This is a genomic window from Deltaproteobacteria bacterium HGW-Deltaproteobacteria-2 (assembly GCA_002840505.1).
Classification (GTDB): domain Bacteria; phylum Desulfobacterota; class Syntrophia; order Syntrophales; family Smithellaceae; genus Smithella.
Map to the genome: position 1 here is coordinate 93,624 of PHBC01000002.1, position 24,872 is coordinate 118,495.

15 protein-coding genes are annotated in these 24,872 nt (G+C 42.3%); 4 read left to right on the plus strand and 11 right to left on the minus strand.

Annotated features, from left to right (window positions below):
* Position 1 precedes the first annotated feature (1 nt).
* Both CVU62_04780 and CVU62_04785 read left to right on the plus strand, forming a co-directional pair.
* The gene (locus tag CVU62_04780) at positions 2 to 310 is read left to right on the plus strand and encodes a hypothetical protein (GenBank protein ID PKN38176.1); all 309 of its coding nucleotides are present in this window, start codon (positions 2 to 4) and stop codon (positions 308 to 310) included.
* Positions 288 to 803, plus strand: a complete 516-nt coding sequence (locus CVU62_04785) for a hypothetical protein (GenBank protein ID PKN38177.1) — start codon at positions 288 to 290, stop codon at positions 801 to 803. Before CVU62_04780 ends, CVU62_04785 begins: the two co-directional genes overlap by 23 nt.
* Here CVU62_04785 and CVU62_04790 read toward each other — a convergent pair.
* From CVU62_04790 to CVU62_04805, 4 genes are all read right to left on the minus strand, one after another.
* Entirely contained in the window at positions 769 to 1,260 is a 492-nt protein-coding gene (locus CVU62_04790) for a molybdopterin adenylyltransferase (protein PKN38178.1), read from the minus strand. The two genes, CVU62_04785 and CVU62_04790, sit on opposite strands and share 35 nt — an antisense overlap.
* 66 nt (positions 1,261 to 1,326) lie before the next feature.
* On the minus strand, positions 1,327 to 3,411 hold the full coding sequence (gene fusA, locus CVU62_04795; protein ID PKN38179.1) for an elongation factor G: 2,085 nt from the start codon (positions 3,409 to 3,411) through the stop codon (positions 1,327 to 1,329).
* Positions 3,412 to 3,556: 145 nt separating this feature from the next.
* Positions 3,557 to 4,798: a hypothetical protein gene (locus CVU62_04800; GenBank protein PKN38180.1), complete on the minus strand. Its 1,242-nt coding sequence runs from the start codon at positions 4,796 to 4,798 to the stop codon at positions 3,557 to 3,559.
* Positions 4,799 to 5,050: 252 nt separating this feature from the next.
* The gene (locus CVU62_04805) at positions 5,051 to 6,295 is read right to left on the minus strand and encodes a hypothetical protein (GenBank protein ID PKN38181.1); all 1,245 of its coding nucleotides are present in this window, start codon (positions 6,293 to 6,295) and stop codon (positions 5,051 to 5,053) included.
* Between the two features lie 322 nt (positions 6,296 to 6,617).
* On the opposite strand from CVU62_04805, the gene CVU62_04810 reads away from it, so the two are divergent.
* Together CVU62_04810 and CVU62_04815 are read left to right on the plus strand one after the other, a co-directional pair.
* Entirely contained in the window at positions 6,618 to 8,588 is a 1,971-nt protein-coding gene (locus CVU62_04810) for an ATP-dependent DNA helicase (GenBank protein PKN38182.1), read from the plus strand.
* Between the two features lie 202 nt (positions 8,589 to 8,790).
* The gene (locus CVU62_04815; protein PKN38183.1) at positions 8,791 to 9,225 is read left to right on the plus strand and encodes an HIT family protein; all 435 of its coding nucleotides are present in this window, start codon (positions 8,791 to 8,793) and stop codon (positions 9,223 to 9,225) included.
* Positions 9,226 to 9,266: 41 nt separating this feature from the next.
* Here CVU62_04815 and trkD read toward each other — a convergent pair whose 3' ends face one another.
* The 7 genes from trkD to CVU62_04850 all read right to left on the minus strand — a co-directional run bounded on the left by trkD (position 9,267) and on the right by CVU62_04850 (position 24,744).
* Positions 9,267 to 11,120, minus strand: coding sequence for a potassium transporter Kup (trkD, locus tag CVU62_04820; GenBank protein ID PKN38567.1), 1,854 nt, complete (start codon positions 11,118 to 11,120; stop codon positions 9,267 to 9,269).
* A gap of 675 nt (positions 11,121 to 11,795) precedes the next feature.
* The gene (locus CVU62_04825; protein ID PKN38184.1) at positions 11,796 to 13,679 is read right to left on the minus strand and encodes a histone-lysine N-methyltransferase; all 1,884 of its coding nucleotides are present in this window, start codon (positions 13,677 to 13,679) and stop codon (positions 11,796 to 11,798) included.
* Between the two features lie 22 nt (positions 13,680 to 13,701).
* The gene (locus tag CVU62_04830) at positions 13,702 to 15,471 is read right to left on the minus strand and encodes an aspartate--tRNA ligase (GenBank protein PKN38185.1); all 1,770 of its coding nucleotides are present in this window, start codon (positions 15,469 to 15,471) and stop codon (positions 13,702 to 13,704) included.
* A gap of 5 nt (positions 15,472 to 15,476) precedes the next feature.
* Entirely contained in the window at positions 15,477 to 16,739 is a 1,263-nt protein-coding gene (locus CVU62_04835) for a histidine--tRNA ligase (GenBank protein PKN38186.1), read from the minus strand.
* A gap of 408 nt (positions 16,740 to 17,147) precedes the next feature.
* Positions 17,148 to 18,902, minus strand: coding sequence for a hypothetical protein (locus CVU62_04840; protein ID PKN38187.1), 1,755 nt, complete (start codon positions 18,900 to 18,902; stop codon positions 17,148 to 17,150).
* A gap of 18 nt (positions 18,903 to 18,920) precedes the next feature.
* A complete protein-coding gene (locus CVU62_04845; protein ID PKN38188.1) occupies positions 18,921 to 19,364 on the minus strand; it encodes a two-component system response regulator in 444 nt (147 codons plus the stop codon).
* 16 nt (positions 19,365 to 19,380) lie between these two features.
* Complete coding sequence (locus CVU62_04850) at positions 19,381 to 24,744, minus strand: hypothetical protein (GenBank protein PKN38189.1); 5,364 nt, start codon at positions 24,742 to 24,744, stop codon at positions 19,381 to 19,383.
* Between the last annotated feature and the right edge of the window lie 128 nt (positions 24,745 to 24,872).

Consider the following 24,872-nt stretch of genomic DNA (forward strand, 5'->3'; position numbering starts at 1 on the left):
TATGAGAATAATTTATTTGATTCTTGTTATAATTTTTGCATTATTCATTGTTACTTTTTCTCAGCAAAATTTAACACCGGTACGTTTGCAATATTATGATTTTTTGAGAATTCCTCCCGTGCCGGTTTATTTGCTTATTTTTGTTTCCGTTCTATTTGGAGTTATCATTACAGGTTTCTGGGGCATTGTAGAGAGGTTTCGTTTAAATCGAACAATCAGACGTTTAAATAAAATCGTTCGCGATTTACGCAAAGAACTTCACGCCAACGAAGTTCCACCAATGATTGATGAACGTAAAACTCCAAAATAATTTTAAATCTTCTTCTGCTGAAGATCTAAAATTTATTACTGATGCAAGTTTGGTAAGATTGGCCAAATGGATGCGTCTTCTAGGCTACGATACTTCCGTTTTTTCAAAAGAAGCAGGTCGTGAAATGCTGCGGCAGGCCGACGCTGAAGGCAGAATAGTTCTAACCAGAAGAAGGGACATGGTTCAGCGTCAGTTTTCCGGAACTCTTTTTTTAATCACAGATGTCATTGTAAGTAAACAACTCAAAGCTGTTATTGATAAATTTTCTCTGAAGATCAACAGGCAGAATATGTTCTGGATTTGTCTGGAGTGCAATCAAAAGCTTCACCATGTTAAAAAAGATGAAGTTCGTGATTTAGTGCCACCTTACGTTTTTGAAAATTGTGATAAGTATAATCAATGTCCGCGTTGTGGTAAGATTTATTGGATGGGAACGCATCCGCGAAATGCCTTAAGTTTTATGGAACAGCACATTCCGAGTCATCTCCCTTGATTTTTTCAATGGCGTGTTTGAGTGCGGGTAGAATTACAGCGAGATTTTCTTTAACGCTCTTGGGGCTTCCGGGAAGATTAATTATTAAACAGCGTCCGCGAATTCCTGCAACAGCGCGGGAAATCATCGCATGAGGTGTAATCAGCAAACTCTTTTGACGCATGGCTTCCGCCATGCCGGGAACTTCTTTATCGATGACGGCAAGTGTGGCGTCCGGTGTGAGATCACGGGGGCTGACGCCTGTGCCGCCGGTAGTCAGAATCAAATCCAGTTTTTGTACATCCGCGAGATTTATGATCGCTTCCTGAATTTGATCTTTTTCATCAGGTATGATGATTGTTTGTTTTATTTCTATAGCGATACCCGCCAGCATTTCTGCGATTGCGGGGCCGCTTAAGTCTTCGCGTTTACCCTGCGAGCCTTTGTCACTTACCGTTATAATTCCGGCGCTGATCATTATTGCATAACTCCGTATTGAAAAGCGAAAAGCATTAAAATCGAATTATCCGATTCCTGCCGGCAGCTATTCTTCTTCTTTATCTTTCTTATACTCGGCGATAATTTTCTCAGCGATATAAGCGGGAACTTCTTCGTAATGTGAATGAGTATAAGTGAAGTTTCCTCTGCCGCTGGTCATGGAACGAAGATCAGGCGCGTATTTCAATATTTCCGCCAGCGGTACCTGACCTTTAATTACTTGATTGGAACCGTTGGAATCCATTCCCTGAACACGTCCGCGTCTGCTGTTTAAATCCCCAATTACGTCGCCCATATATTCATCAGGTACTTCTATTTCAATATTTACAATCGGTTCCAGCAGGATCGGCTGACAATCCATAACGCCTTTTTGAAAGGCCATGGAGCCGGCGATTTTAAAAGCCATTTCCGACGAATCAACAGTATGATAAGAACCGAAAGTCAGATTTATTTTAAAATCAACCACAGGATAGCCGGCAATAACGCCTTTAGCCGCTGCTTCCACAATGCCTTTTTCAACAGCCGGACGATATTGCCCCGGAATAACGCCGCCGACTATTTTGTCATGAAACTCAAAACCGCCGCCGCGAGGCAGTGGCTCGATATCAATCCAGCAATCACCGAACTGGCCGCGTCCGCCGGATTGTTTCTTGTATTTGCCCTGTACATTGGTTTTTCCCTTAATGGTTTCTTTATAGGGAATTTTGGGCGTATTCAAGTTTACTTCGACGCCGAATTTTCTTTTCATCTTTTCGATGTTGACTTCAATGTGCACCTGACCCATTCCGGAAAGAATCATTTCCTTGGTTTCAACATTGCGGGTAAATACGATTGTCGGATCTTCTTCTGTCAGGCGGTGAATCGATGAAGCAATCTTGTCTTCGTCGCCTCTGGTTTTCGGTTCCATAGCGTAAGACATGATGGGCGGTGGAACGGCCACTTTTTCAAAGATGATCGGAGATTTCTCATTGCATAAAGTATCTCCTGTTGTTGTTTCCTTGAGTTTGGCCACGCCGGCAATGTCTCCGGGTATTAGGGTTTCAGCAGGTTTCTGATTTTTACCTTCCAGAAAGAAAACATGGCCGAATTTTTCCGTAATTTTTCTTGAAGAATTGTAAACCGGAGTATCTGAGTTTAGCGTGCCTGAATAAACACGGAACAGAGTCAATCTTCCGGCGTAAGGGTCGGCTATTGTTTTAAAAACTATTGCCGAGAAAGGCGCGTCTTCCGAAGGCTGTCTTTCTTCAATATCGTCAGATTTCGGTTTTTTGCCTTTGATCGGACCGCGATCAAGCGGAGAGGCAAAAGAATCAACTATCAGGTCAAGCAGGAAGGAAATTCCAACGCCTTTTATTGAAGAGCCGCAGACTACCGGAATTAGACTCCCGGCGGAAACACCTTTCTTTAATCCTGTTTTTAATTCTTCGTCGGAAAGTTCACCCGCTTCCAGGTATTTATTCATCAGTTCGTCATCAGTTTCGGCAATATCTTCCACCATGGAGTCGCGCATGAGTTTTACGTCGTCCTTCATTTCCGCAGGAATATCCATGGCTTTTCCGGTACCGTTGTTATCGCTGAAAAGATAAGCTTTCATTTCAATTAAATCAACAATGCCATTTAGTTTATCTTCAGAGCCGATGGGCAGGCAAACCGGAGTAGCTTTTTTCTTGAATTTACTTTTAATGCTTTCGAGCGCCGTGGAAAAATTAGCACGTTCCCGATCCAGTCTGTTGATGAAAATTACGCGGGGAAGTTTGAATTCCTCGGCTAATTCCCATACTTTTTGTGTTTGAAATTCAACGCCGCCGACAGCGTCAACTACAATAATAGTGTTTTCGACAACGCTCATTGCGCATTTTATATCATAGGCGAAATTGGAATCGCCCGGTGTGTCAATAAAATTAATCTTATGTTTTTCCCATTCGACAAAATTTGCCGCCAAACTGATTGATACTCGCCGTTTCTGTTCTTCAGGCTCAAAATCCATACAGGAGGTTGCGTCATCAACTCTTCCTAATCGTTCGCTTTTTCCGGAGACGAATAACAAAGATTCACAGAGTGATGTTTTACCGGTTCCGCCGTGTCCGACTATCGCTAAATTTCGCAGGGATTTAGATTCGTACTTTGCCATGAAAACTCCTTTCAATATCTCTCTATGCTTTTCTTAAAAAGAAAATTCATTTGAATGGGCGCTTGTTTAGCTTATCCGGTAAGTAAAATCAAGACAATTTTATACTTATAAGTAATAGTGATTAAAGCCGGATTTGTGACAGACATTAGTACTTGCCCTGCTTGATATCGTTGTATAAGCGCTTGGCCAATCGTATGAAACAATGATTTTCCGGAATTAGCGGATCAACGTTCGGATCGCTTGCTATAACTTTTTCGAGGATGGCCAATGCCTCCGCTTTTTTCCCTTTGTAGGCCAGAACATCAGCCCAGGCATAAGGTATGTAATAGTAGTGAGGGAAAAGAATATTAGCTATTTCAAGACCATTCAAATCCATTTCTAGTGTTATATTGACAAGATGCATCCCTTTTTCTGTGATCCATCCGCCATTGGTGACTATGGTAGCCAAGCTGATAACGGGACCGCAGAAGAAGTAGATGCTGTTTTCTTTAGAGCAGAAATAGATCGGATCCAAAATGCTCTTTAGATAGAATGATTTATTTACCAGGCTTGTAAACTGGATTGAGCGTGATTGATTGAGCATATACCAGTAGTTTGCCGGTACGCTATATGGCAAGAGTTTACAAGCACTGGCCCCATAAGCTATTCCTTGCTTATAGTACGGCAAGCCTTTGTCATGTTCATCGATGCTGGTATAATATTGACCGATATAATAATTGGCGCGTGAAGCCCAGGTTTGTGCCAGTCCGTCCTTAGGATTCTCCCCGGCCATTTTTTCTACCCTGATCACGGCTGCTTTGCCCTTTTCAATATCTACACGCGCCAACCAAAGTACTTTAAAAGCATTCCACTCGGAGTATTTCATGTCCGGAAGAGCTTCTGTGGTATCCTTAATCGGAGCATAGGATCGGATTAGTGTTCCATATTTGCTGAAAATATAATTGTGGTCGCGGCTATAGCATAGAGTTTCAATAAGCGTAGTGAGGGCATATAAGTTTTTCTGGTCCATTTTGCAGGCTTGAAGAGCATATTGTTCCGCTTTTTCAAAGTGTTCTTTGCGGTCCTGACTTTTGTAACGGGCATGCAGATAATGCGCTTTGGCCAGCAGGAGGATAGGCTCGATCTTTGCCGGGTAGACCTCCTTCAGCGAGGTCAGGGTAGAGATTAATTCATCAAGATTATTTCCTCCGTAGTGATTGTTCCAGAGGGTCTTTACTTTTTCCCATCGCGGGGGATCATAATTCGGTATTGGCGGTTGAGGATCCCAGGGGAAAGCATATACGCATGTGGAGAGGGCCATGATCAAAAAACACGCCCAAAAAGATGTAAAAAAAAAGTGGATACCATTGCCCCGTCTTAGCCGGGGAGCGCTTTCTCTATTATGCATAAGATCCCTCTTTTTAATGAAATACTAGCTAACAGCTTTAGTGAGACGTTAGAAAGGAATAAATTCAATTGTTTATAGATTAACTAAACGGTTATGCTAAGCTGTCAAATGATATGAAAAAAACATTAGTCTTGTCAAGGAAATTGCTGGCTCATTCCAAAACATGTTAGTTTAGCTTGTTTGATAAATAAAATCAAAACAGTTTAAATCTTTTTGGTGGCTGCCTGGTTCAGCAAAACAAAGTCAAGCAGATTAGTACTTACCCTGTTTGATCTTGTTGTATAAGCGCTTGGCTTCTCTTAGGAAACCATGATTGCATGGAACTAACGGATCGACATTTGGATCGCGAATTATGAGTTTTTCGAGTACAGCCAATGCTTCGGCCTTTTTCCCTTTATAAGCGAGAATATCTGCCCGGGCGAAGGGTATGTAATAATAATCAGGAAACATCATTTCGGCCAATTCAAGAAAATTCATGTCCATATCCACCGTTATATTGGTAAGGCGCATTCCTCTTTCCGTGATCCACCCGCCACTGGTGACTATAGTTGCCAGGCTGATAATGGGACCATAGAAGTAATAGGCGCTATTCTCCTTAGAGCAGAATAAGAGCGGAACCAAGATATCATTGAGATAGCGTGCCTTATTGGCGATGTTTGTAAACTGAATTGAGCGTGATCGGTTGAGCATATAATAGTAATTGGCCGGCACGCTGTTCGGCAGGAGTTTACGGGCGATGGCAGAATAAGCGATGCCTTGCTTATAGTATGGGATTCCCTTTTCGTGTTCATCTATGCCGGTATAATACTCACCGACATAATAATTAGCTCGTGCGGCCCAGATTTGCGCCAAACCGTCCCCAGGATTTTCCTTGGCAATTTTTTCCACCATGGCTGCTGCGGCCTTACCCTTTTCAACATCTACACGCGCCAACCAGAGAGCTTTAAAGGCATTCCACCCCGGGTATTTCATGTCGGGCAAGGATTCGCCAGTTCCTTTAATTGGTGTATAAGATTTGATAAGTGTTCCGTATTTGCTGAAGATATACTCACGGTCGCGATTATAGCATAGCGTTTCGACAAGTGTGAAGAAGGCATACAAATTCTTCGGATCCATTTTGCAGGCTTTAAGGGCATATTGTTCTGCTTTCTCAAAATGTTCTTTACGATCATTTTTTTTATATCGGGCATGCAGATAATGAGCTCGGGCCAGCAGGAGAACGGGCTCGATCTTTGCGGGGTATTCCTCTTTCAGCGATTTCAGGGTATCAATTAAATCATTAAGATCATCTCCTTCGTTATAGTGTTTGTTCCAGAGAATCCTCACTTTTTCCCATCGTGGGGAATCATAAGTCGGGATTGGTGGTTGAAGATCCCAGGAAAAAGCACATACGTACGTTGATGATCCCAGTATCCAAAAAAACGCCAGAAAAAATATTAAAAGTACGAGCCTGCCAACATCCGGTTTAAGCCGGTGGGATCTTTGTTTGTAAAGCATAGTGTTCCTCTATTTATTTTAATACTTCCTAATAGCTTTAAAGAGACTTTAGAAAGGAAAAACTATGAATGATCATAGGTTAACTTATTGAGTTATATATAATGCTATTATAAAAAATAGTCTTAGTCTTGTCAAGGAAATTTAAGCTAAAGGAGGAATATATTCTTGTATATAAGAAATCTGGAATCTCGCATATGTAAATGAAATTAATAAATTATTGCGGAAGAAATTATATATTAACTTGAAGATAAAATATTTTTGAATTATAAGCGATGAATAGTAAGGATTTACATCTAATGATATTACTGGTTGAATTGATTTAATGATTGATTATGAAAAAGAGCTTAATCGGGAACAATATCGTGTCGTAATGGAAAAAGGAGGTCCGCTTCTTGTGTTGGCCGGTGCCGGAAGCGGAAAAACACGAACGTTGACATACCGCGTCGCCCGTTTACTGGAAAGCGGTATTAAACAACAAAATATACTGCTGGCTACTTTTACCAATAAAGCTGCGCGCTCCATGCTCAACCGGGTGGAGAGTCTGATTAATTCCGACACAAGAAACATTATGGGCGGCACTTTTCATCATGTTGCCCATCTCGTCTTAAGAAAACACGCTCATTATCTTGGTTATAAAACCAATTTTTCTATTGTGGACAGTGAAGATTCACGTCAAATTATTTCTACATGTATGGGCGAGCTAAAAATTGATCCGAAACTCAGCAAATTTCCCAAGAGTAATATACTTTCTGAAATTATAAGCCTGACAGTTAATACTCAAAGCACGCTGGATGATGTTCTGGAATCAAGATATCCTTTTTTTCTTCATCTGATAAATGAGATTAATCAGATAGCGTGCCTTTATGAGCAAAAGAAGAAAGATCTCGTCGTAATGGATTTTGATGATTTATTAAATAATTGCCGTACACTTCTGAAGGAAAATACCGACGTTCTGGAATCTCTTTCCGGCAGATTTGAGCATATTTTAGTAGATGAATATCAGGATACAAATATTATTCAGGCGGACATTGTTGATCTTCTGGCTTCCTGTCATAGAAACCTGATGGTGGTAGGAGATGATTCGCAGAGCATCTATTCCTTCCGGGGAGCTAATTTCAACAACATAATTAATTTCCCTCATCGTTATCCGGATTGTAAAATATTCAAACTGGAGACAAACTACCGCAGTACTCCGGAAATACTGCATTTGGCAAACTTAAGCATAACCAATAATGAAAAACAATTTCCGAAAGAATTAAAAGCAGTACGGGGCAAAGGAATGCGGCCGGTAATGGTTTCCGCCAGAAACGTCGTGAAACAGGCGGATTTTGTGGCGCAGAGAGTCACGGAATTGATTCGGTCAGGGGTGCCCTTGAAGGAAATCGCCGTTCTTTATAGAGCGCATTATCATTCCATGGAGATGCAGATGGAATTTGTCCGGCGCGATATTCCGTTTGACATGCGTTCAGGTATCCGTTTCTTTGAACAGGCACATATTAAAGATGTGACTTCCTATATGAGAATATTAGTCAATCCGCGCGATGAGTTGGCCTGGCGGCGTTTGCTGATAATGTATCCGAAAGTAGGGAAAGCGACATTCAATAAAATCTGGCAATATTTGAAGAAGGAAGAAAATCCTTTGAATTCTGTTTTAAAAGATGAATTCATCAAGGCAATGTCGAAATCTGCAAAACCGGGCTTGGAAGAATGTCGTAAAACAATAATGCTGCTTCTGGAGCTTCCTGAAAAGGAGCGCATCCCGGAAAAAGTGATAGATGTTTTGTTGAACAGAGGAGGCTACCGTGTTTACTTGCAGGACAATTATTCCGACGCGTCATCAAGGGAAGAAGATTTAATCCAGTTGGGAAATTTTTCCGCTCAGTTTATACAAATGGAAGATTTCTTAAATGAACTGGCCCTGCTCACCAATATGGCCAAAGAAGAAAACACCGGTGAAGAAGATGATGAAGATAGAATTGCTTTGAGTACGATCCATCAGGCTAAGGGATTGGAGTGGTCTTACGTATTTTTAATCTGGTGTGCGGATGGTATGATTCCTTTGCAGAGGGCATTGAAGGAACAATACGGTGAAGAAGAAGAAAGAAGGCTTTTTTATGTGGCAGTGACCAGAGCCAAAGATCAGCTTTACCTGTGTTATCCTGCTTTGGATTATACAAGGTCTTCGGGCGTTTTAAATCTTGCTCCGTCCAGGTTTATCAGAGAAATTGCTCCTCTGTCAGAATACGATGAAGACCGTCCATTTGAACAATGGATGCTCTACGATGAATATTAGCTCGAATCCAATTCCGAAAGTGAAACGCAGCGGAATTGGTTAGTCGAACTTATCCCGCAAATACAAAATTGCTGACCGAATTATCCCGCCGTAGGCGGAGGATATAGGCGATATCCGTGGTATCCCTCAAAAAAAGCGTGCAGGGGCTAGAGAAACATTACATATGTTATGGAATCAATCAATTATTCACGGGAGGTTACAGATGCCTGAACAAGAGAAATGTGTTTTTTGTGATATTGTTGCTGGTAAAGCAAAGGCTTATAAAATTTATGAAGATGAATTGTCCATGTGCATTCTGGATATTCATCCCTATACGAAGGGACACTGTCTTGTCATTTCCAAGAGACACGTTCCCTGGTGGCATGAACTGACGGAAGAAGAAAATACCAGTCTCTTTAATGTTGCGAAAATTGTCTCCAACAAAATGATGCAAACTTTTAAGCCGGATTTTATTTTCCTTTATGCCCGTGGTCGAAGGATTCCTCATACGCATCTTTTTCTGATTCCTACATACAGTGGAGATGTCTTGGATAAATTCTTCAATGCTCTGGAGAATTTTCAGGAATCGCCTCAGATGCTGGCAAAGTTGAAAGAGCCTTTGGAAATGGAAGAAGCTGCCAGACTTCTTAGAATATGAAATCACACCGATTTTGATTTCGTCCGTTTCATCAGAAAAAATTATAATTCAATTTGTGAGCCAAGTTCAACGACTCTATTGGCCGGGATTCCAAAGTAAGAGGTGGGATTACCTGCATTCCTGGACATAAATGCGAAAAATGCTTTGCGCCACCGCATCATTTTCGATTTTCCTCCGGTAAGGAGAGTTTCCCTGCCCAGGTAAAATGTCGTGGTCATCGGATCTGTGACGAGTCCATACTGGGCAACAATTTTCATAATCTGCGGCACATTTGGTTTCTGCATAAAACCATAGAATGCCTCAACGCGGTAAAAACCTTGACCCAAATCAGCCAGTTTAATTCGTTCACCGGCAGGAACTATTGGTGAATCTGTATTTATAATGGAAAGAAGCACCACTTTTTCATGCAATACGTGGTTGTGTTTTACATGATGAAGCAGTGTCGGTGGCGTTCCTACAGGTGATAAAGTCATGAAGACGGCGGTTCCGGACACTCGCGGCATATGACTTTTCGGCAATTCGGAAAGAAAACTTTCCAGGGGAAATCTTGATCCGATTAAATTGCGATAAAGTTCTTGCCGCCCTTTTTTCCATGTGGTCATAGCCAAGGCTATGATTGCCGCAACAAAGAGAGGGAACCATCCTCCGTCGGCAATTTTAAAAGTGTTGCCGGCTACATAAGCAACATCGAACGCCAGAAATATTCCGACAAGAGGTATAACTTTCCACAAAGACCATTTCCTGTAATGGGTCAGCACAAGGAAATAGAGAAGGGATGTGATGATCATAGTTCCTGTCACGGCAATTCCGTACGCACCGGCCAGTGCTCCTGATTCTTTGAAACCGATAACTACTCCAATACAGGCAATCATCAATGCATAATTTACGAAAGGAACATAAATCTGACCCTGCATCTCGCTTGATGTATGAACAATCCGAACACGGGGACATAATCCCAATTGCACGGCCTGCTGTGTGAGTGAAAAAGCACCGGATATTAATGCCTGAGAAGCTATTACTGTAGCAACGGTGGAAAGTCCGATCATTGGGTACAGCAGGATCTCCGGTACTATTTTATAGAAAGGATTGACGTTCATTTCCGGGTGTGCAAGCAACAAAGCACCTTGCCCGAAATAGTTGCATAGTAAAGTGGGTAAGACAAACGAAAACCAGGAAAGCCTGATAGCATTTCTGCCGAAATGTCCCAGATCGGCGTAGAGAGCTTCGCAACCGGTAATACAGAGAACAACTGATCCGAGCACAATAATACCGTGTGTTCCATTGTTCACAAAAAAATCCAGTGCATATACCGGATTAATAGCACGAAAAACTGTCGGTTCACTCATGATCTGCGTTATGCCGAAAACACCAATGCACACAAACCAAAGCACCATGATCGGAGAGAACAATTTTCCTATATGAGTAGTACCTCTACGCTGCAATGAAAAAAGCAAAACAAGCACAATACATGTTAAAGGCAATATAAAAGGTGTTGCTGCCGAGGTTGCGACTTCCAGTCCTTCAATTGCGGAAAGAACAGATATGGCAGGCGTGATGACTCCATCCCCATAAAGAAGACCCGCACCCAGAATCCCTGCAAACAAAAGAATGTATTTAACGAGACGGGAAAGACTTTGACCAGGTGTATTCAAAAGACTGACCAATGCAAAAATACCACCTTCACCTTTATTATCGGCTCGAAGGATAAAAGTAACATACTTGATGCTGACAACGATGATCATCGACCAGAAGATAAGAGATAATACTCCCAGTATATTCAAAATGTTTGGGGTGATCGCATGCTTTCCGTGGAAGCATGCCTTGATGGCGTAAAGGGGGCTTGTTCCTATATCACCAAAGACAACTCCAACCGATCCGACAGCAAGAAAAAAGATTTTTTGATTGAACCACTCGCGGGGAGATTTTCCTTTGGATGAAACAGCATCGTCATTCTCAGAACTTGATGGTGACACAAAAAACCTCCGAAGATTTTTTAGGGGAGAATAATTATCCCGGACTCCTCCGGTCGGTTCTCCTCATCGAAGCCTGCGAAGTTAGCTGAAGGGCTCGGGTCGAAGAGGTTACCCTACGCCGTAGCGATGCGCCCCAAAAAAATGGTTCCTCCGCTCCTGAAAATCAAGATTAGGCATTTGTTTTGCGGTAATTAAATCATCTTTTAGAAATTGTCAATCAAGTTATTGCATGTATTTTTATAATGAAACTTTTCACTTTAAATCAATAAAATTAAAATATTTAGATGTTTATACTTAATTAAATGATGATTTAGCGTGTGAAATTTAGATCATGCACTCTGTTTATGAAGCGAAGGCTTACATAGCTCCGCACGCCTCGTGTGAGGGACTGTTTCCTATAGCCTTTGGCTATTGGATAATTCGGCTAAGAAAATTCGATGCACTATGTTTTTGAAATTTAAGCCTCATTACGACTTATAAGTTTCAGGTTTGCTACGCTCCTGAAACTTGTGTTTTTTTAGCCCCGCTTCATTTAATTCGCGGGATAAATGCGACTAACCAATTTCGTTATGCTTCGCTTACGAAATTGGAGTGTTATTAATGGTGACCGTGCTTGGCTTTGGATTTTACTTCCTTGTATTCTTCGCGCAGGGCGATATGATCCATATCGTCCATATCTTCAGCTCGTTTCACCCAGTCTTCAAATTGAATATCCACACCAAAAATACCCTTCATCTCATCTTGATCGTTAACGATGGGCGCGGAAACCGTGAAGCATAAAATACCCGTCATCTTGGAAATAAAGAAATCGGAAACATAAACTTTGCCCGTCTGCCGGGGATTGATGAACCATTCCCTGTCGGATTGATCGGTGCCCACTCCATAGTTCTCATACTTGGCTCGATCGGCAATGTTAGTAATATTTTTGGTCGTTTTCCGGCCATTCATATCCACTACGTAAGCGAATTGAATGGAAGGATGTTCATCGACAAAATATTGCATCAGCATTTCCTGCTGTACGGTATCCATGTTCTTCATTAAAGGATGTTCGATAATTTGATTGACCACGGAAACAGCCGCTTTTTCTGCTATAAATTTTATCTTTTCCAGTCCCGACATAAAGTGTTCCGGCAGATGCAGACGTACTTTTTTTTCCATTTCTTCTGGAGAAATGGAAGTTACCCTACCGGCTTCATATTGTTCTGTCACCCACTTGTGAATTTTAGAAATTGCCGGATGTCTTTTATCGATGGTTTTGCTGCCTTCGAGACTGAAACGCTGATTAATCCAGAAAGCGATACCGGCATTGCCGGATTTATCGGTGATAGTTGTGGTAATGGGTCGCTTTAAAATCTTTCGGGTATCAAATATGTTATAAATTTCTTCGCATTTAATGAGACCGTCGGCATGGACCCCTGCGCTTGTGACATTGAATCCCAGGCCTACAAAAGGATAGTTGTGTGGAATTTTTACGCCGATTTCTTTTTCAAAATATTCGGCGATATCTGTTATGACTGTTGTATCAATACCATTGTTTCCCTTAAGCGCGATGTATTCAAAAATCAAACCTTCGATAGGCGGGTTTCCTGTTCTTTCGCCCAGTCCCAGAAGGGTAGAATTAGCCGCACTGCAACCGTGAAGCCAGGCCGTTGTGGCATTAATCATGGCTTTATGAAAATCATTATGACCATGCCATTCCAGCAGACGTCCGGGAACGCCGGCATCATTGATAAAGGCGTGAACGAGTTTATCAACGCTGCGGGGAAGGGCAGCGCCTGGATAAGTAACGCCGTAGCCCATAGTGTCGCAAAGCCTGATTCTTACGTCAATGCCGCTTTCCTCCCTGAGCTTCATCAGTTCCTGGGCGAACGGAATGCAAAAACCATAGACGTCTGCGCGGGTGATATCTTCAAAATGGCAGCGGGGAATTATGCCTAAATCCAAAACGGATTTGACCACACTAAGGTAATCGTTCATGGCCTGGCCTCTTTTCTTGTTCAGCTTAAGAAAAATATGATAATCGGAGACGGAAGTAAGCAGGCCTGTTTCTTTCAACCCTAATTCCTTTACTAAGGGAACATCTTCCTTCGCGGCTCGTATCCATCCGGTTATTTCCGGATAGCGCAGGCCCAGCGCCTGACATTTTTCCACGGCCTCTTTATCTTTTTTACTATAAAGAAAAAATTCCGATTGACGTATTACACCTTTGGGACCACCCAGTTTACTCATTAACTCATATATCGTTACAATTTGTTCCGCTGTATAAGGAGGGCGGGATTGTTGTCCATCACGAAAAGTCGTATCCGTTATAAAAATTTCTTTGGCCGGATTCAGGGGAACAGTTTTGTTATCGAAGACAATCTTGCTTACATCGGTATAAGGAAAGATTTCTTTGAATAAATTTGGTTTGTCTACCTCTTTTAACTTAAATTTCTTGATTTTTTTGGTAGTCAATTTTTTTTCACTCTTGGGTTTAACCATCTTTTTCTCCAATTATTTACTATTAAACAATTTTCAGAGATAACTCCATCAATTGCTCGATGCTGACTTTAGAAGGAGCATCGGTCATCAAACAGGCTGCTTTCTGCGTTTTCGGGAAGGCGATAACATCTCGTATTGATTCCGCTTTGGTCATAATCATAGTTAGCCTATCCAGACCGAAGGCCAGTCCTCCATGGGGCGGAGCTCCATACTCGAGGGCATCCAGCAAAAACCCGAATTTCTGCCTTGCATCTTCTTCACTCAATTTAAGCGCACTGAAGACCTGAGACTGAACGTCCTTATGATGAATACGAATACTACCGCCGCCGATTTCCGATCCGTTAAGTACCAGATCATAGGCTTTGGCGCGTACTTTTCCCGGATCTGTAGTCATTAGAGGCAGATCTTCAAGAAACGGCGACGTGAAAGGGTGATGTGTAGAGACAAAACGTTTTTCCGTTTCCGAATATTCCATCAATGGGAATTCCGTAATCCAGGTAAAGGCCAATGCGTCTGAATCAATCAAGTTAAGTTTCCTGGCCAGATGTATTCGTAAGTTGCCCAGCGAGTCATTAACGACACGCGAAGTATCGGCGACAAAGAAGATAATATCGCTTTCTTTAGTGTTCATTGCTTTGCCGATGCTCTCCACTTCCTCCGGTTTAAAGAATTTATAAATGGGTGAAGTCCAGTCGGTAGCGTTGACTTTGGCCCATGCCAGACCCTTCGCTCCATAAATGGCTACAAAATCTTTCAATCCGTCTAGATCCTTGCGGGAAAGAGCGGAAGCCTGTTCGGCTTTAATCGCTTTGATTACGCCACCGGAAGCCGCAACTTCCGCGAAAAGTTTAAACCCTGAATCTTTGACAATATTGGTAATATCCACGATTTCCATACCGAAACGCACATCGGGATTGTCTTTGCCGTAGCGGCTGATCGCATCGGCGTAGGTCAACCTGGGGAGGGGGAGGGTTAGCTCCTTACCCAGGCAGGCTTTAAAGATGGCTTTCATCAGACCTTCCATCATACTCATAATATCTTCTTCAGTAATGAAAGACATTTCCACGTCGATTTGAGTAAATTCCGGTTGACGATCGGCGCGCAAATCCTCATCGCGGAAACATTTAACGATTTGATAATAACGGTCAAAACCGGAGACCATTAAAAGTTGTTTGAATAGCTGCGGTGATTGCGGCAGCGCATAGAATGTGCCTTTGTTAATACGGCTGGGCACAAGATAATCGCGTGCGCCTTCCGGTGTGCTTTTACCCAGAAAAGGTGTTTCAACTTCAATGAAACCGTTTTCATCAAAATAGCGACGGGTAGCGGCGGCCAGACGACTGCGTAAAAAAAGGTTCTTTTGAATCACCGGACGTCGCAAATCAAGATAGCGGTATTTAAGGCGGATGTTTTCCGAAATGTCCTCATCGTCAAAAGAGAAGGGCGGAGTTTTGGATTCATTCATTATCTCCAGATCGGAGACAATAACCTCAATTCCGCCGGTTTTCAAATCCGGATTTTCCATGCCCTCAGGCCTTCTGCGAACTTTGCCTTTTACGGCAAGAACAAATTCAGAACGAATTTTATGCGCTTCGCTGTGGGCATTTCCGGCCTCAGGGTTGAAAACAACCTGTACTATTCCTTCACGATCGCGTAAATCAACAAAAATAACTCCACCGTGATCACGGCGGCGGTGCACCCAGCCCATCAGAATTACTTCCTGTCCGGCATGAGAAATATCCAGATTTCCGCAGTAATGCGTCCTTTTATCTTTTGTTAAAAAATCAGCCAAAACTTTTACCTCTCTTTAATAATTTTAATTATTGAATCCAGCATTCCATCCAGAGGAACTGCCTGTTGATCTTTTGTCTGCATGTTTCTTAATAAAACTTGTTTTTTATCAATTTCCTTATCACCGAAAATAAGAGAAAAGGAACTGTTTAATTTGTCCGCTCGCTTTAGTTGACTCTTCAGGCTCTTGTCAGAATAATCCATTTCTGCAATCACTCCGGCGCGTCTCAGTTCATTGGTCAGGTTGAAAGCTATTTTCTGTGCTTTTGGACCCAGTGCAGCAATGAATAAATCAGTTTTAAATTTAATACTTCCTTCTTCAGGCAGGCAGGCTATAAGTCTTTCAAATCCGACGGCAAAACCAATTCCGGGAACTTCGGGCCCTCCCAGATCACTAACCAGGCTATTGTATCTACCTCCGCCGGCAACCGCGTTTTGCGCGCCCAGTGCGTTTGTTTTAACTTCAAATGCTGTCTTTGTATAGTAATCCAGCCCACGCACCATACGGGCGTTAATAATAAAAGGAGTATTCAAATCGTGAAGAAATGATTGCACCTGTGAAAAATGATTTTCACAGTCCGTACATAAAAAATCAAGTATCCGGGGCGCGTTGGCAATAGTCGCGGCACATGTTTCCACTTTACAATCGAAAACGCGCAAGGGATTGGTGTTTATGCGTCTTTGGCAGTCGGGGCAGAGATCGTTTTCGCTTCCTTTTAAAAAATTAATGACAGCTTTGGAAAATAAAGGGCGACAATCAGGGCAGCCTAGAGAATTAATTTCCAATTCCAGATTTCTCAATCCCGTGCTTGTTAAGAAATGCATCAGCATAAAAATTATTTCAGCGTCCGATTGAGGTTTTTCTTCGCCGAAAAATTCGACATCAATCTGATTAAATTGGCGGAAGCGTCCTTTTTGAGGTCTTTCGCGGCGGAACATCGGACCGATCGTAAAAAGTTTGGTTATTTGTTCGGAAGAGGACATATTGTGTTCAATATAGGCGCGGATAACAGAAGCGGTAGCTTCCGGTCTTAGGGTTATATTTTCGTTGTCCCGGTCGGCGAAGGTGTACATTTCCTTTTCAACGATATCGGTTGTTTCTCCAATGCTTCGTTTAAAAAGGTCTGTTTTTTCGACAATTGGAACGCGGATTTCCCGATAGCCGAACGAATTGAAAACCTCATGGGCTATAGACTCAACCTTCCAGAAGAGAAGAGAGTCTTCAGGTAGAATGTCTTTAAATCCTCGAATTGCTGTAATTTTTTCCATAACTTATATCCATTAAAATTTAATTTTCTAACATATTCAGTTATTCTTGGCAATGGGAAAAATGCTCATTTACTCTGTCATTCCCGCGAAGAGACTGTGTCTTAATTGCATGTATTGATTACAGTTATGAATAATGTCCCCACTGGCGGGGGCAGGGGTGGAATTATTTGAAACATAATTAATATTATTAGTTATTTACGATTTGCGTGAATTTTATCCACTTCTGTCGATACGTGACACCTCCGCTGGCGGAGGACATTAAATGGTTATATTTATTCTTGCGAAACAGTCTCGGAGGCGGTAATCAAAGTGAATATCCTGATAACCTGAAGGTCATGCCAGGTTACACAACCTCCACCCTACAATTTCAATTTCAAAAAAGAAAAAGAAGGGATTAGAGAATATTTATTAACTAAAGGCAAAGTTTTTTTCTAGAAATAATTTCAGGCAGGCATCCACAACATTGTCATCATAAAGGGTGCCTTTGTTCTTGGAAATCTCATCCAGTGCAAAGTTTATTCCCAGTGAAGGACGGTATGGGCGGTGGGAAGAAATGGCCTCTACGACATCGGCAACAGCCAGAATACGCGCCTCCAGAAGAATGGAGTCTCCCTGAAGGTGATTTGGATAACCTGATCCGTTCATTCTTTCATGATGTTGAAGAACGGCATCGGCTACCGGCCAGGGGAAATCGATATCTTTCAGAATATTATATCCGGCAGGGGAGTGAGTTTTAATTAAGTTGAATTCCACTTCGGTAAGCTTTGTGGGTTTGCTGAGAAGCTCCGATGGAACTGATACTTTGCCGAGGTCGTGGATGATGGATGCGGTGTAAATGAAATCCTGCTGATCGGATGTTAAACCCATTTCCCGGGAAATTGCCACAGCCAGTTGAGCAACTCGCTGTTGATGGCCGGATGTATAAGGATCTTTCGTTTCTACAAGCAGCGCGATCGATTGTACAGTAGCCTGCAATGTTTTCTTAATGCGGTTATAACCTTCAATGCGTTCTTCCTCCAACAATTTACGCTCAGTGATGTCATTCAAAAAATTCAAGGTAGCCGGTTTTTTGTTCCATTCAATGACAGTGGCATTCAGTTCTGCCCATTTTATTTTTCCATCATGAGTAATAATTCTGAAAGAATATATAGAGGGGACGTTCTCTCCTTTCAATCTTTTTGTGCTGTACTCGGTCACGATATTGCGATCTTCGGGATGGATAAAGTTCGTAAAAGACCCGGATGTTAGAGTTTCTTTGGAATAACCTATTTGTTCGGCGGCGGCGTTATTGGCAAACACGACGTTCGTATCTCGTGTGATGATGATGGCTTCATGGGCATTTTCCACAACAATACGATACCTCTCCTCGCTTTCCAGCAGATTATTTTCGGCCTGCTTGCGTTCGGTAATATCGGAATAGAGCGCCTGAAAAAGTAACTCACCATTCCAAAGCACCTGTTTGCGAAATACTTCCAGATAGCGTATTTCGCCATCCTTACGGATGATGCTCAGTTCATAATACGGAATGATTTCGCCGCGCCGTCTTCTTTCTTCTCTTTTTTCGTGTTCGATATAACACTCCGGAGTGTATCTTTTTTTGTGGGGAATGGTAGAAAATTCTTCAATGCTGTCAAAACCATAAATCTTTAAAACTTCCTGATTGGCGTAAAGAGTTTTGCCATCTGCGGATACAATGCGAATGCCTAAAGGTGAATTATCGAGGGAATGACGGAAATTTTCTTCACTTTTTTTCAGCATTTCATCTGCGGTTTTCTTTTCTTGTCTTATTTTGGCTTCGCGGATTTCTCTCTCTATTGCGACTACGAGCTTGGCAAGTTTGTCTTTCATCAGGAAATCGTGTGCGCCTGATTTCATTGCCGCCACTGCCGTATCTTCTCCGATAGCGCCGGACACAATAATGAAAGGAATATCGATTTTTATGTCTTGCAAAACTTTGAGGGCGGCGGGTGCGCTGAAACGCGGCATTTTATAATCGCAGAGAATAACATCCCACTGTTTGCTCTCAAGAGCTGCTTTCATGGTTTCGGCAGTCTCCACTCTTTCCCATTTCGGATCATATCCTCCATTGCGCAACTGACGTATTATCAACTTGGCATCATCATCCGAATCGTCGACGATTAGAACACGGAGAAAAATATTCATTGTTTTGTCTCCTTAAAATTATAACAAATTCGGACCTTCGTTTATAAGAAGCCAGTAAAGTCCCAGTTGTTTTACCATTTCCATGAACTGACTGAAGTCAACGGGTTTGCGTATATAGCTGTTGCACCCAAGCTTGTAGCAGATGAGAAGATCGCCCGGCTCCTTTGAAGATGTCAGTATTACCACGGGAATCAGTTTTGTTCTTTCATCGGCTTTCAGCTTTTTCAATACTTCAATACCATTTATTTTCGGTAGTTTCAAGTCAAGCAAAATTAAAACGGGCAGATCGTTTTTCTGATCATTGACAGCGCCTTCTTTACCGAAGAAGAAATCCAGAGCTTCCGCTCCATCGCGCTTAACAATGATCTTATTTATAATATTATTTTTTTTAAATGCGCGCAGAGTTAACTCAACATCATCTGGGTTATCTTCCACCAGTAATATCTTCTTGTCGTTTGACATGGGGCACCTCTTAATTTTATTTCTCATTAAGACTGAAATAGAAAGTTGCGCCTTTGTCTATTTCTCCTTCCGCCCAAACCTTGCCTCCGTGGCGGTTGATAATGCGCCGCACGGTGGCCAATCCAATTCCAGTCCCGGGAAATTCATCATCAGCGTGCAGGCGTTGGAAAGGGGCAAATAGTTTGTCTGCGTAAGCCATATCGAAACCGGCTCCGTTATCGCGGATGAAATATACTTTTCCTCCACCTTCCGCCTTCAATAATCCGAATTCTATTTTAGCTTTTGTCTGCCTTTCTGTGAATTTCCAGGCGTTGCTAAGCAAGTTGTCAAGGACGATGCGCATTAATCTCAAATCTGCAGTGTCTTCCAGAGAGTCAGCAATACTTATCTCAACATGCCTTTGGGGTTGAGACTTTTGCAACTCACTCATTACTGACCGGGCAATCACAGTAAGATTGATTTTTTCAATGTTCATTTCCATTCGTGTAATACGGGAAAGCTGCAGCATATCTTCTATAAGATCCGCCATCCTTCTTGTGGCTGTCTTTATTCTTGTCAAATAATCCTTGCCTTGTATATCCAGTTTATCACAGTAGTCTTCAAGAAGCGCCTGACTGAAACCCTCAATTGACCTGAGGGGGGCGCGCAGGTCGTGAGAGGCTGAATAGGAAAACGCTTCCAGTTCCTTATTGGATGCTTCGAGTTTAATCGTCCGTTCACGCACCAGTTCTTCCAAATGCTCACGGTATTTTTCAAGTTCTTTTTCAGCTTTCATTCGTTCGGTAATGTCAATACCAACTCCAAGAAGATAATTATTGTTGGCGATGGTTAGTTTTACTCCGGTAAAAATCATGGGAATTGCCCGTCCATCCTTGGTTATAAGACGTCCCTCTGCTGTAGCGTGACCATTGTTCATAACATCGGCTATGCCTTTTTTAATAGATGATGTATCAGGCTCTATGTCACCAAACCAGTCCAGTATATATCTCCCATTAATTTCGTCGCCGGAATAACCGGTTAATTCTTCATGTTGTTTGTTCCAGTGCACTAAATGACCGGCGTTGTCATAGAGATAAAGAATGCCGGGAACGCTTTCGAGTATGGCCTTGTTAAGAACTATAGATCTTTTCAACTCTTCTTCAGCTTTTTTGCGTTCAGTTACGTCAACCAGGATACCTGATGAACCGTCAAACTTGCCCTCCGCTGTTAAAATAGGCTCGTGGTAGGCTTCGAAAAAGCGATCCCCTACACTGACAAGAGCAGTGAACGCTTCTCCTTGCAGCGCTCGACGGAAATGTTCTTGATCATCGGGATGATCGCGATACACATCAAACACGGACCGGCCTACGACCTCGCCGCCCTTCAATCCCATAGTCGAAAGTGCTTTTCCTTCAGACAGAATGAAGATGCCATGCTTGTCGACGGCAAATATTACTACCGGAGCATTGCTGACCATGGTTTGGAGGCGAACAAATTCTTTTTGAAGAGCATCCTCAGCTTTCTTGCGTTCGGTTATATCTTCCAGTGTTTCTACCGAACCGATAATGTTACCATGAGCATCTCTAATCAGTGCCGCACCGAAGAAAAGCCACTTTCCTTCTTTACCCATGATTGGAAAAAAACCTTCTGCTTCGTAAGCTCCCTCCGAGTAATTGGACTCGTTACAGTTTCCTTTATATAATTCAGGGATGAGATTTATTTGTTGATCAACCAGCAGATCGGCAAGACATGGACGCTCGTTATGATAAAAAGCTTGCCAATGCTTGTTAGTTCCTAATATGTCGGCCGATTTGATTCCGGATATTTCTTCCAGAGCTTTGTTCCAGTAAAGTATTTTGTGATTTTGATCTATTACGAACTGTGGAACAGGAGAGCCTTGGATTACCGCCTTTAATTTTGTTTCGCTGTCCCGCAATGCTGCTTCCATACGCTTGCGATCGGTGATGTCTCTCTCCACAACCACGATCCCGTTTGCTTTACCATTTGCGTCCACTATCAGATTTCCAGTTGCTTCAATGAAAACTCTGCGCCCACTCTTGGTAATGACAGTGAACTCGGTGACATTAACACCACTGCCCATCAGTAACTCTTGCATTGTTGAAGTAACCCTTTCTTTATCTTCTGGCGCGACATAATCCAGGGCGCTTACCCCAAGATCTTCTGTCTCAAACAGTTTCTTTGCGGCTTCGTTTGCGCTTATAACCTTTCCCTCCAGATCAACGATCAGAATGGGGTCTAGGGCTAGCTTGAGAGCGTTGGAAAGTACGGCTATTTCCGCTTCAGCCTGCTTGCGTTCGGTGATATCAATTAATGTACTGAGCATTCCAATGATGTTCCCCTGAGAATCTGTGAGAGGTCTGGAATTATTTAGTACAGTAATGATACTGCCGTCTTTGCGCCGGAGTTTGTGTTCGTAGTTGATGAGGCGCCCGCCGTCAAAAAGTTCCTGATGAGCCGGCAAAACGTTAACAGGGTCATCATCCACATCCGGAATGCTCATTCTCATCAGCTCTTCTTTAGAATAACCGAGGAGGTCCAGGCCGGCCTGGTTGGAATCTATGAAGTTCTTTTTTGTATCAAATATATAAATTGCTGTAATTGATTCATCAAAGATTCCCCGGTATTTCTCTTCGCTTGCCCGTAATGCTTCCTCTGCCTGCTTCATTTCGGTGATATCGCGTATAATAGTCAGAAAAGCAGGTTTATCCTTCCACTCGATAAGCCTGCTTCTCAGGTCAACCAATGAAATAGAACCATCCGCCCGAATGGCCCGATAAATATAGCCTTCGGGAGATCGCATACCTTTTAGCCTTTGTTGGAGTCTTTGTGCGGCGATTTCTCGATCGTCGGGATGAATGAAATCAAGAGGTTTCATGCCAATTGTTTTTTCAACAGGATAACCACTTATAACGGAAAAGGCATAATTAGCTTCAATTATGCTGGATGGATCATTGATTGTTATACCATCAATACTTTGTTCAAAAAGAGAGCGGAAGTCTTCTTCGGAACGTTTTAGTGCTTCCTCCGCAAGTTTACGTTCGGTGATATCCGTATGAATTCCGATAAGACCGATAATTTTTCCGGCCTCGTCCTTTATCGCATCCGCGCGAATTTGAACGGGAAATTTGCGCCCGCTTTTTGATATCATTGTGATCTCGCCTTGCCATGAATTCCCGCTCATGATTGATTCAAAAACTTCAGATGCGGTATCTTTATTGGCAAAAGCTGCCGGTCCGCCGCCTGCGGCTTCGAGTTCTTCGGCAGTCGCGTATTCAAATAAATCAGAGAATGCTTTGTTTTGATAAAAGTGGTGACCCTGTGGATCGGAAACGCCGATGGCATCGCTGGAATCTTCTACAGCCTTTTTGATAAGAAAAAGTTCTTCTTCAGCCTTCTTGCGTTCGGTAATGTCTGTATTGAAACCATGCCAGATTATACTGCCATCAGGCAGTTTTTCGGGTGTGGAAGTGCCCAATAGCCATCTGAGCGGCTTGCCGGGAACTTGAACCCTGTATTCACATTGCCAGGAAGTCATGTTCTTTGCTGAACATTTTATGGATTGAATGAACCTGTCAGTATCTTCATTGTGTATAACTTTTAGTATAGGCGAAAAATCATTGACGATATCCTCAGGAGCACATCCGTAAATATCTTTGACAGCTTCTGTGGAAAAAGGGATACAAAAAGTTCCATCAGGCTTCATCATGAACTGGTAAATAATTCCGGGAACATTGGCAGACAACTTCTTGAACACAATGTCACGTTCTTTCAACGCTTCCTCCGCGCGTTTGCGTTCGGTAATATCTCTCGATACACCATGGAGACCGGTTAAAATACCCTGCTCATTTCTGATTCCGTTAATGGTATTTTCAAGCCAACGCGTTGAACCGTCTTTATGATAGAATTCCAATATTAAAGTTTGGGCTCTCTGAGGATCGGTTTTCCCTTGTTTTTCCAGAGCAAGTTCATCCTCCAGAATTTTCTTGGCGGCGGATAATGAATCAGGTGTCAGTTGTTCATAAACGGTTTGACGCAATCTTTCTTCCTGAGAAAAACCAAGCACTCTCCGTATGGAGGGGCTCACGTAAGTTGTCCGTAAGTTCAAATCCATAATCCAGATGATATCGGAAATTGTTTCGGTGAGAAACTTATATTTTTTTTCACTTTCGCGCAGTTCCTCTTCAGACCTTTTGCGCTGTGTAGTGTCTCTGAACATGCCAATCAGACATTCTTTGCCGTCTAAGACAATTGAGGAAGTGTTTACGTCCGTAAAAAACAGAGTCTTGTTTTTTTTCATTAAAGGTATATCGCGGGCTATCGATATTTCTTTTCTGGAAAGTTTTTCAAATTGATCAATAACGTACGACAGTGATTCTTTAGGATGGATATCGGAAACGTTTAATTTTACAATATCTTTTTTAGTATAGCCCAGCATTTTACATATGCTTTTATTGGCGGAAATAAAATTTCTGCTGCCCACCTCTGCTAAAAGAATTCCGTCTGATGCGGAATCAAATATCGTTCTGAATTTTAATTCTGCTTCTTTTAGGGCGTTTTCAGCCAGCTTTCGCTGGGTGATATCGGTGATGGAACCTGTTAAACCTGCCGGCTGTCCATCTTTAAAAATTACATTACTTGAACTGACTACGTGGCGTATTTCACCATTCTTGATTTTAATACGATATTCGACTGATTCTTTCTCGCTACTGACCAGAATTCGATTGATACTGGCCAGCACCTTCGGCAGGTCTTCCGGTATAATATGTTCGGTTATGTTGGTTCCGATTACTCCACTTGTTGAGTATCCGGTTAAATGTTCCATGGCCGGGCTTATGTAGGTGATAAAGCCTTGCATATCGACAGAGAAGATAACCTCACTTACATGCTCTACTAATTCGCGGTATTTATTTTCTGATTCCTGCAGGTTCTGAATTGTACTTTTGTGTTTGGTAATGTCCTGTAATGTATGAATCACACCTTTAATCTTGCCTTTTTTATCCACTATAGGATCAGCGATGATATTAAACCACCTCTTTCCTTTGCGGATCTCACCATTTTCGCGAGCGAATGATTTTTTCGCCCGTGTAGCCGGACATTTTGAAAATGGTTTGGTTGTACCATGTACAATTTCCCAACAGTGTTTCCCGATAATTTCTTTCTGTGTCAGACCGAACATTTCTGTCATGACACGGTTGCAGTGCAGAATACGTTGATCAGGATCCAAAAAACAGACCGCGTCGGTGACTGCATCAAGAGAGGATTTCCAGAACATCCCCGTTACAGGCTTACTTTTATTGACAATCTTAGATGAACGAATTGTTTTAGGTACAGATTTACCCTGTTTTTTTTGTCGGGATATCAGCTTAGGTTTCTTTTTCATAATTCGATCTTACCTCACGGTATACTATTAATGGTTATAAGTTCTATAAGAATTGCTGCTGAGGGCTGTTTGAAAATGTACTGCTTAAAAAAATGAATTTATCAGGGACAAGCTTAAACATGAGCCTT

Coding starts and splice junctions, on each gene's coding strand:
- CVU62_04780 (PKN38176.1), top strand. CDS start 2: ATGAGAATAATTTATTTGATTCTTGTTATAATTTTTGCATTATTCATT.
- CVU62_04785 (PKN38177.1), top strand. CDS start 288: ATGAACGTAAAACTCCAAAATAATTTTAAATCTTCTTCTGCTGAAGAT.
- CVU62_04790 (PKN38178.1), bottom strand. CDS start 1,260: ATGATCAGCGCCGGAATTATAACGGTAAGTGACAAAGGCTCGCAGGGT.
- fusA (PKN38179.1), bottom strand. CDS start 3,411: ATGGCAAAGTACGAATCTAAATCCCTGCGAAATTTAGCGATAGTCGGA.
- CVU62_04800 (PKN38180.1), bottom strand. CDS start 4,798: ATGCATAATAGAGAAAGCGCTCCCCGGCTAAGACGGGGCAATGGTATC.
- CVU62_04805 (PKN38181.1), bottom strand. CDS start 6,295: ATGCTTTACAAACAAAGATCCCACCGGCTTAAACCGGATGTTGGCAGG.
- CVU62_04810 (PKN38182.1), top strand. CDS start 6,618: ATGATTGATTATGAAAAAGAGCTTAATCGGGAACAATATCGTGTCGTA.
- CVU62_04815 (PKN38183.1), top strand. CDS start 8,791: ATGCCTGAACAAGAGAAATGTGTTTTTTGTGATATTGTTGCTGGTAAA.
- CVU62_04825 (PKN38184.1), bottom strand. CDS start 13,679: ATGGTTAAACCCAAGAGTGAAAAAAAATTGACTACCAAAAAAATCAAG.
- CVU62_04835 (PKN38186.1), bottom strand. CDS start 16,739: ATGGAAAAAATTACAGCAATTCGAGGATTTAAAGACATTCTACCTGAA.
- CVU62_04840 (PKN38187.1), bottom strand. CDS start 18,902: ATGAATATTTTTCTCCGTGTTCTAATCGTCGACGATTCGGATGATGAT.
- CVU62_04845 (PKN38188.1), bottom strand. CDS start 19,364: ATGTCAAACGACAAGAAGATATTACTGGTGGAAGATAACCCAGATGAT.
- CVU62_04850 (PKN38189.1), bottom strand. CDS start 24,744: ATGAAAAAGAAACCTAAGCTGATATCCCGACAAAAAAAACAGGGTAAA.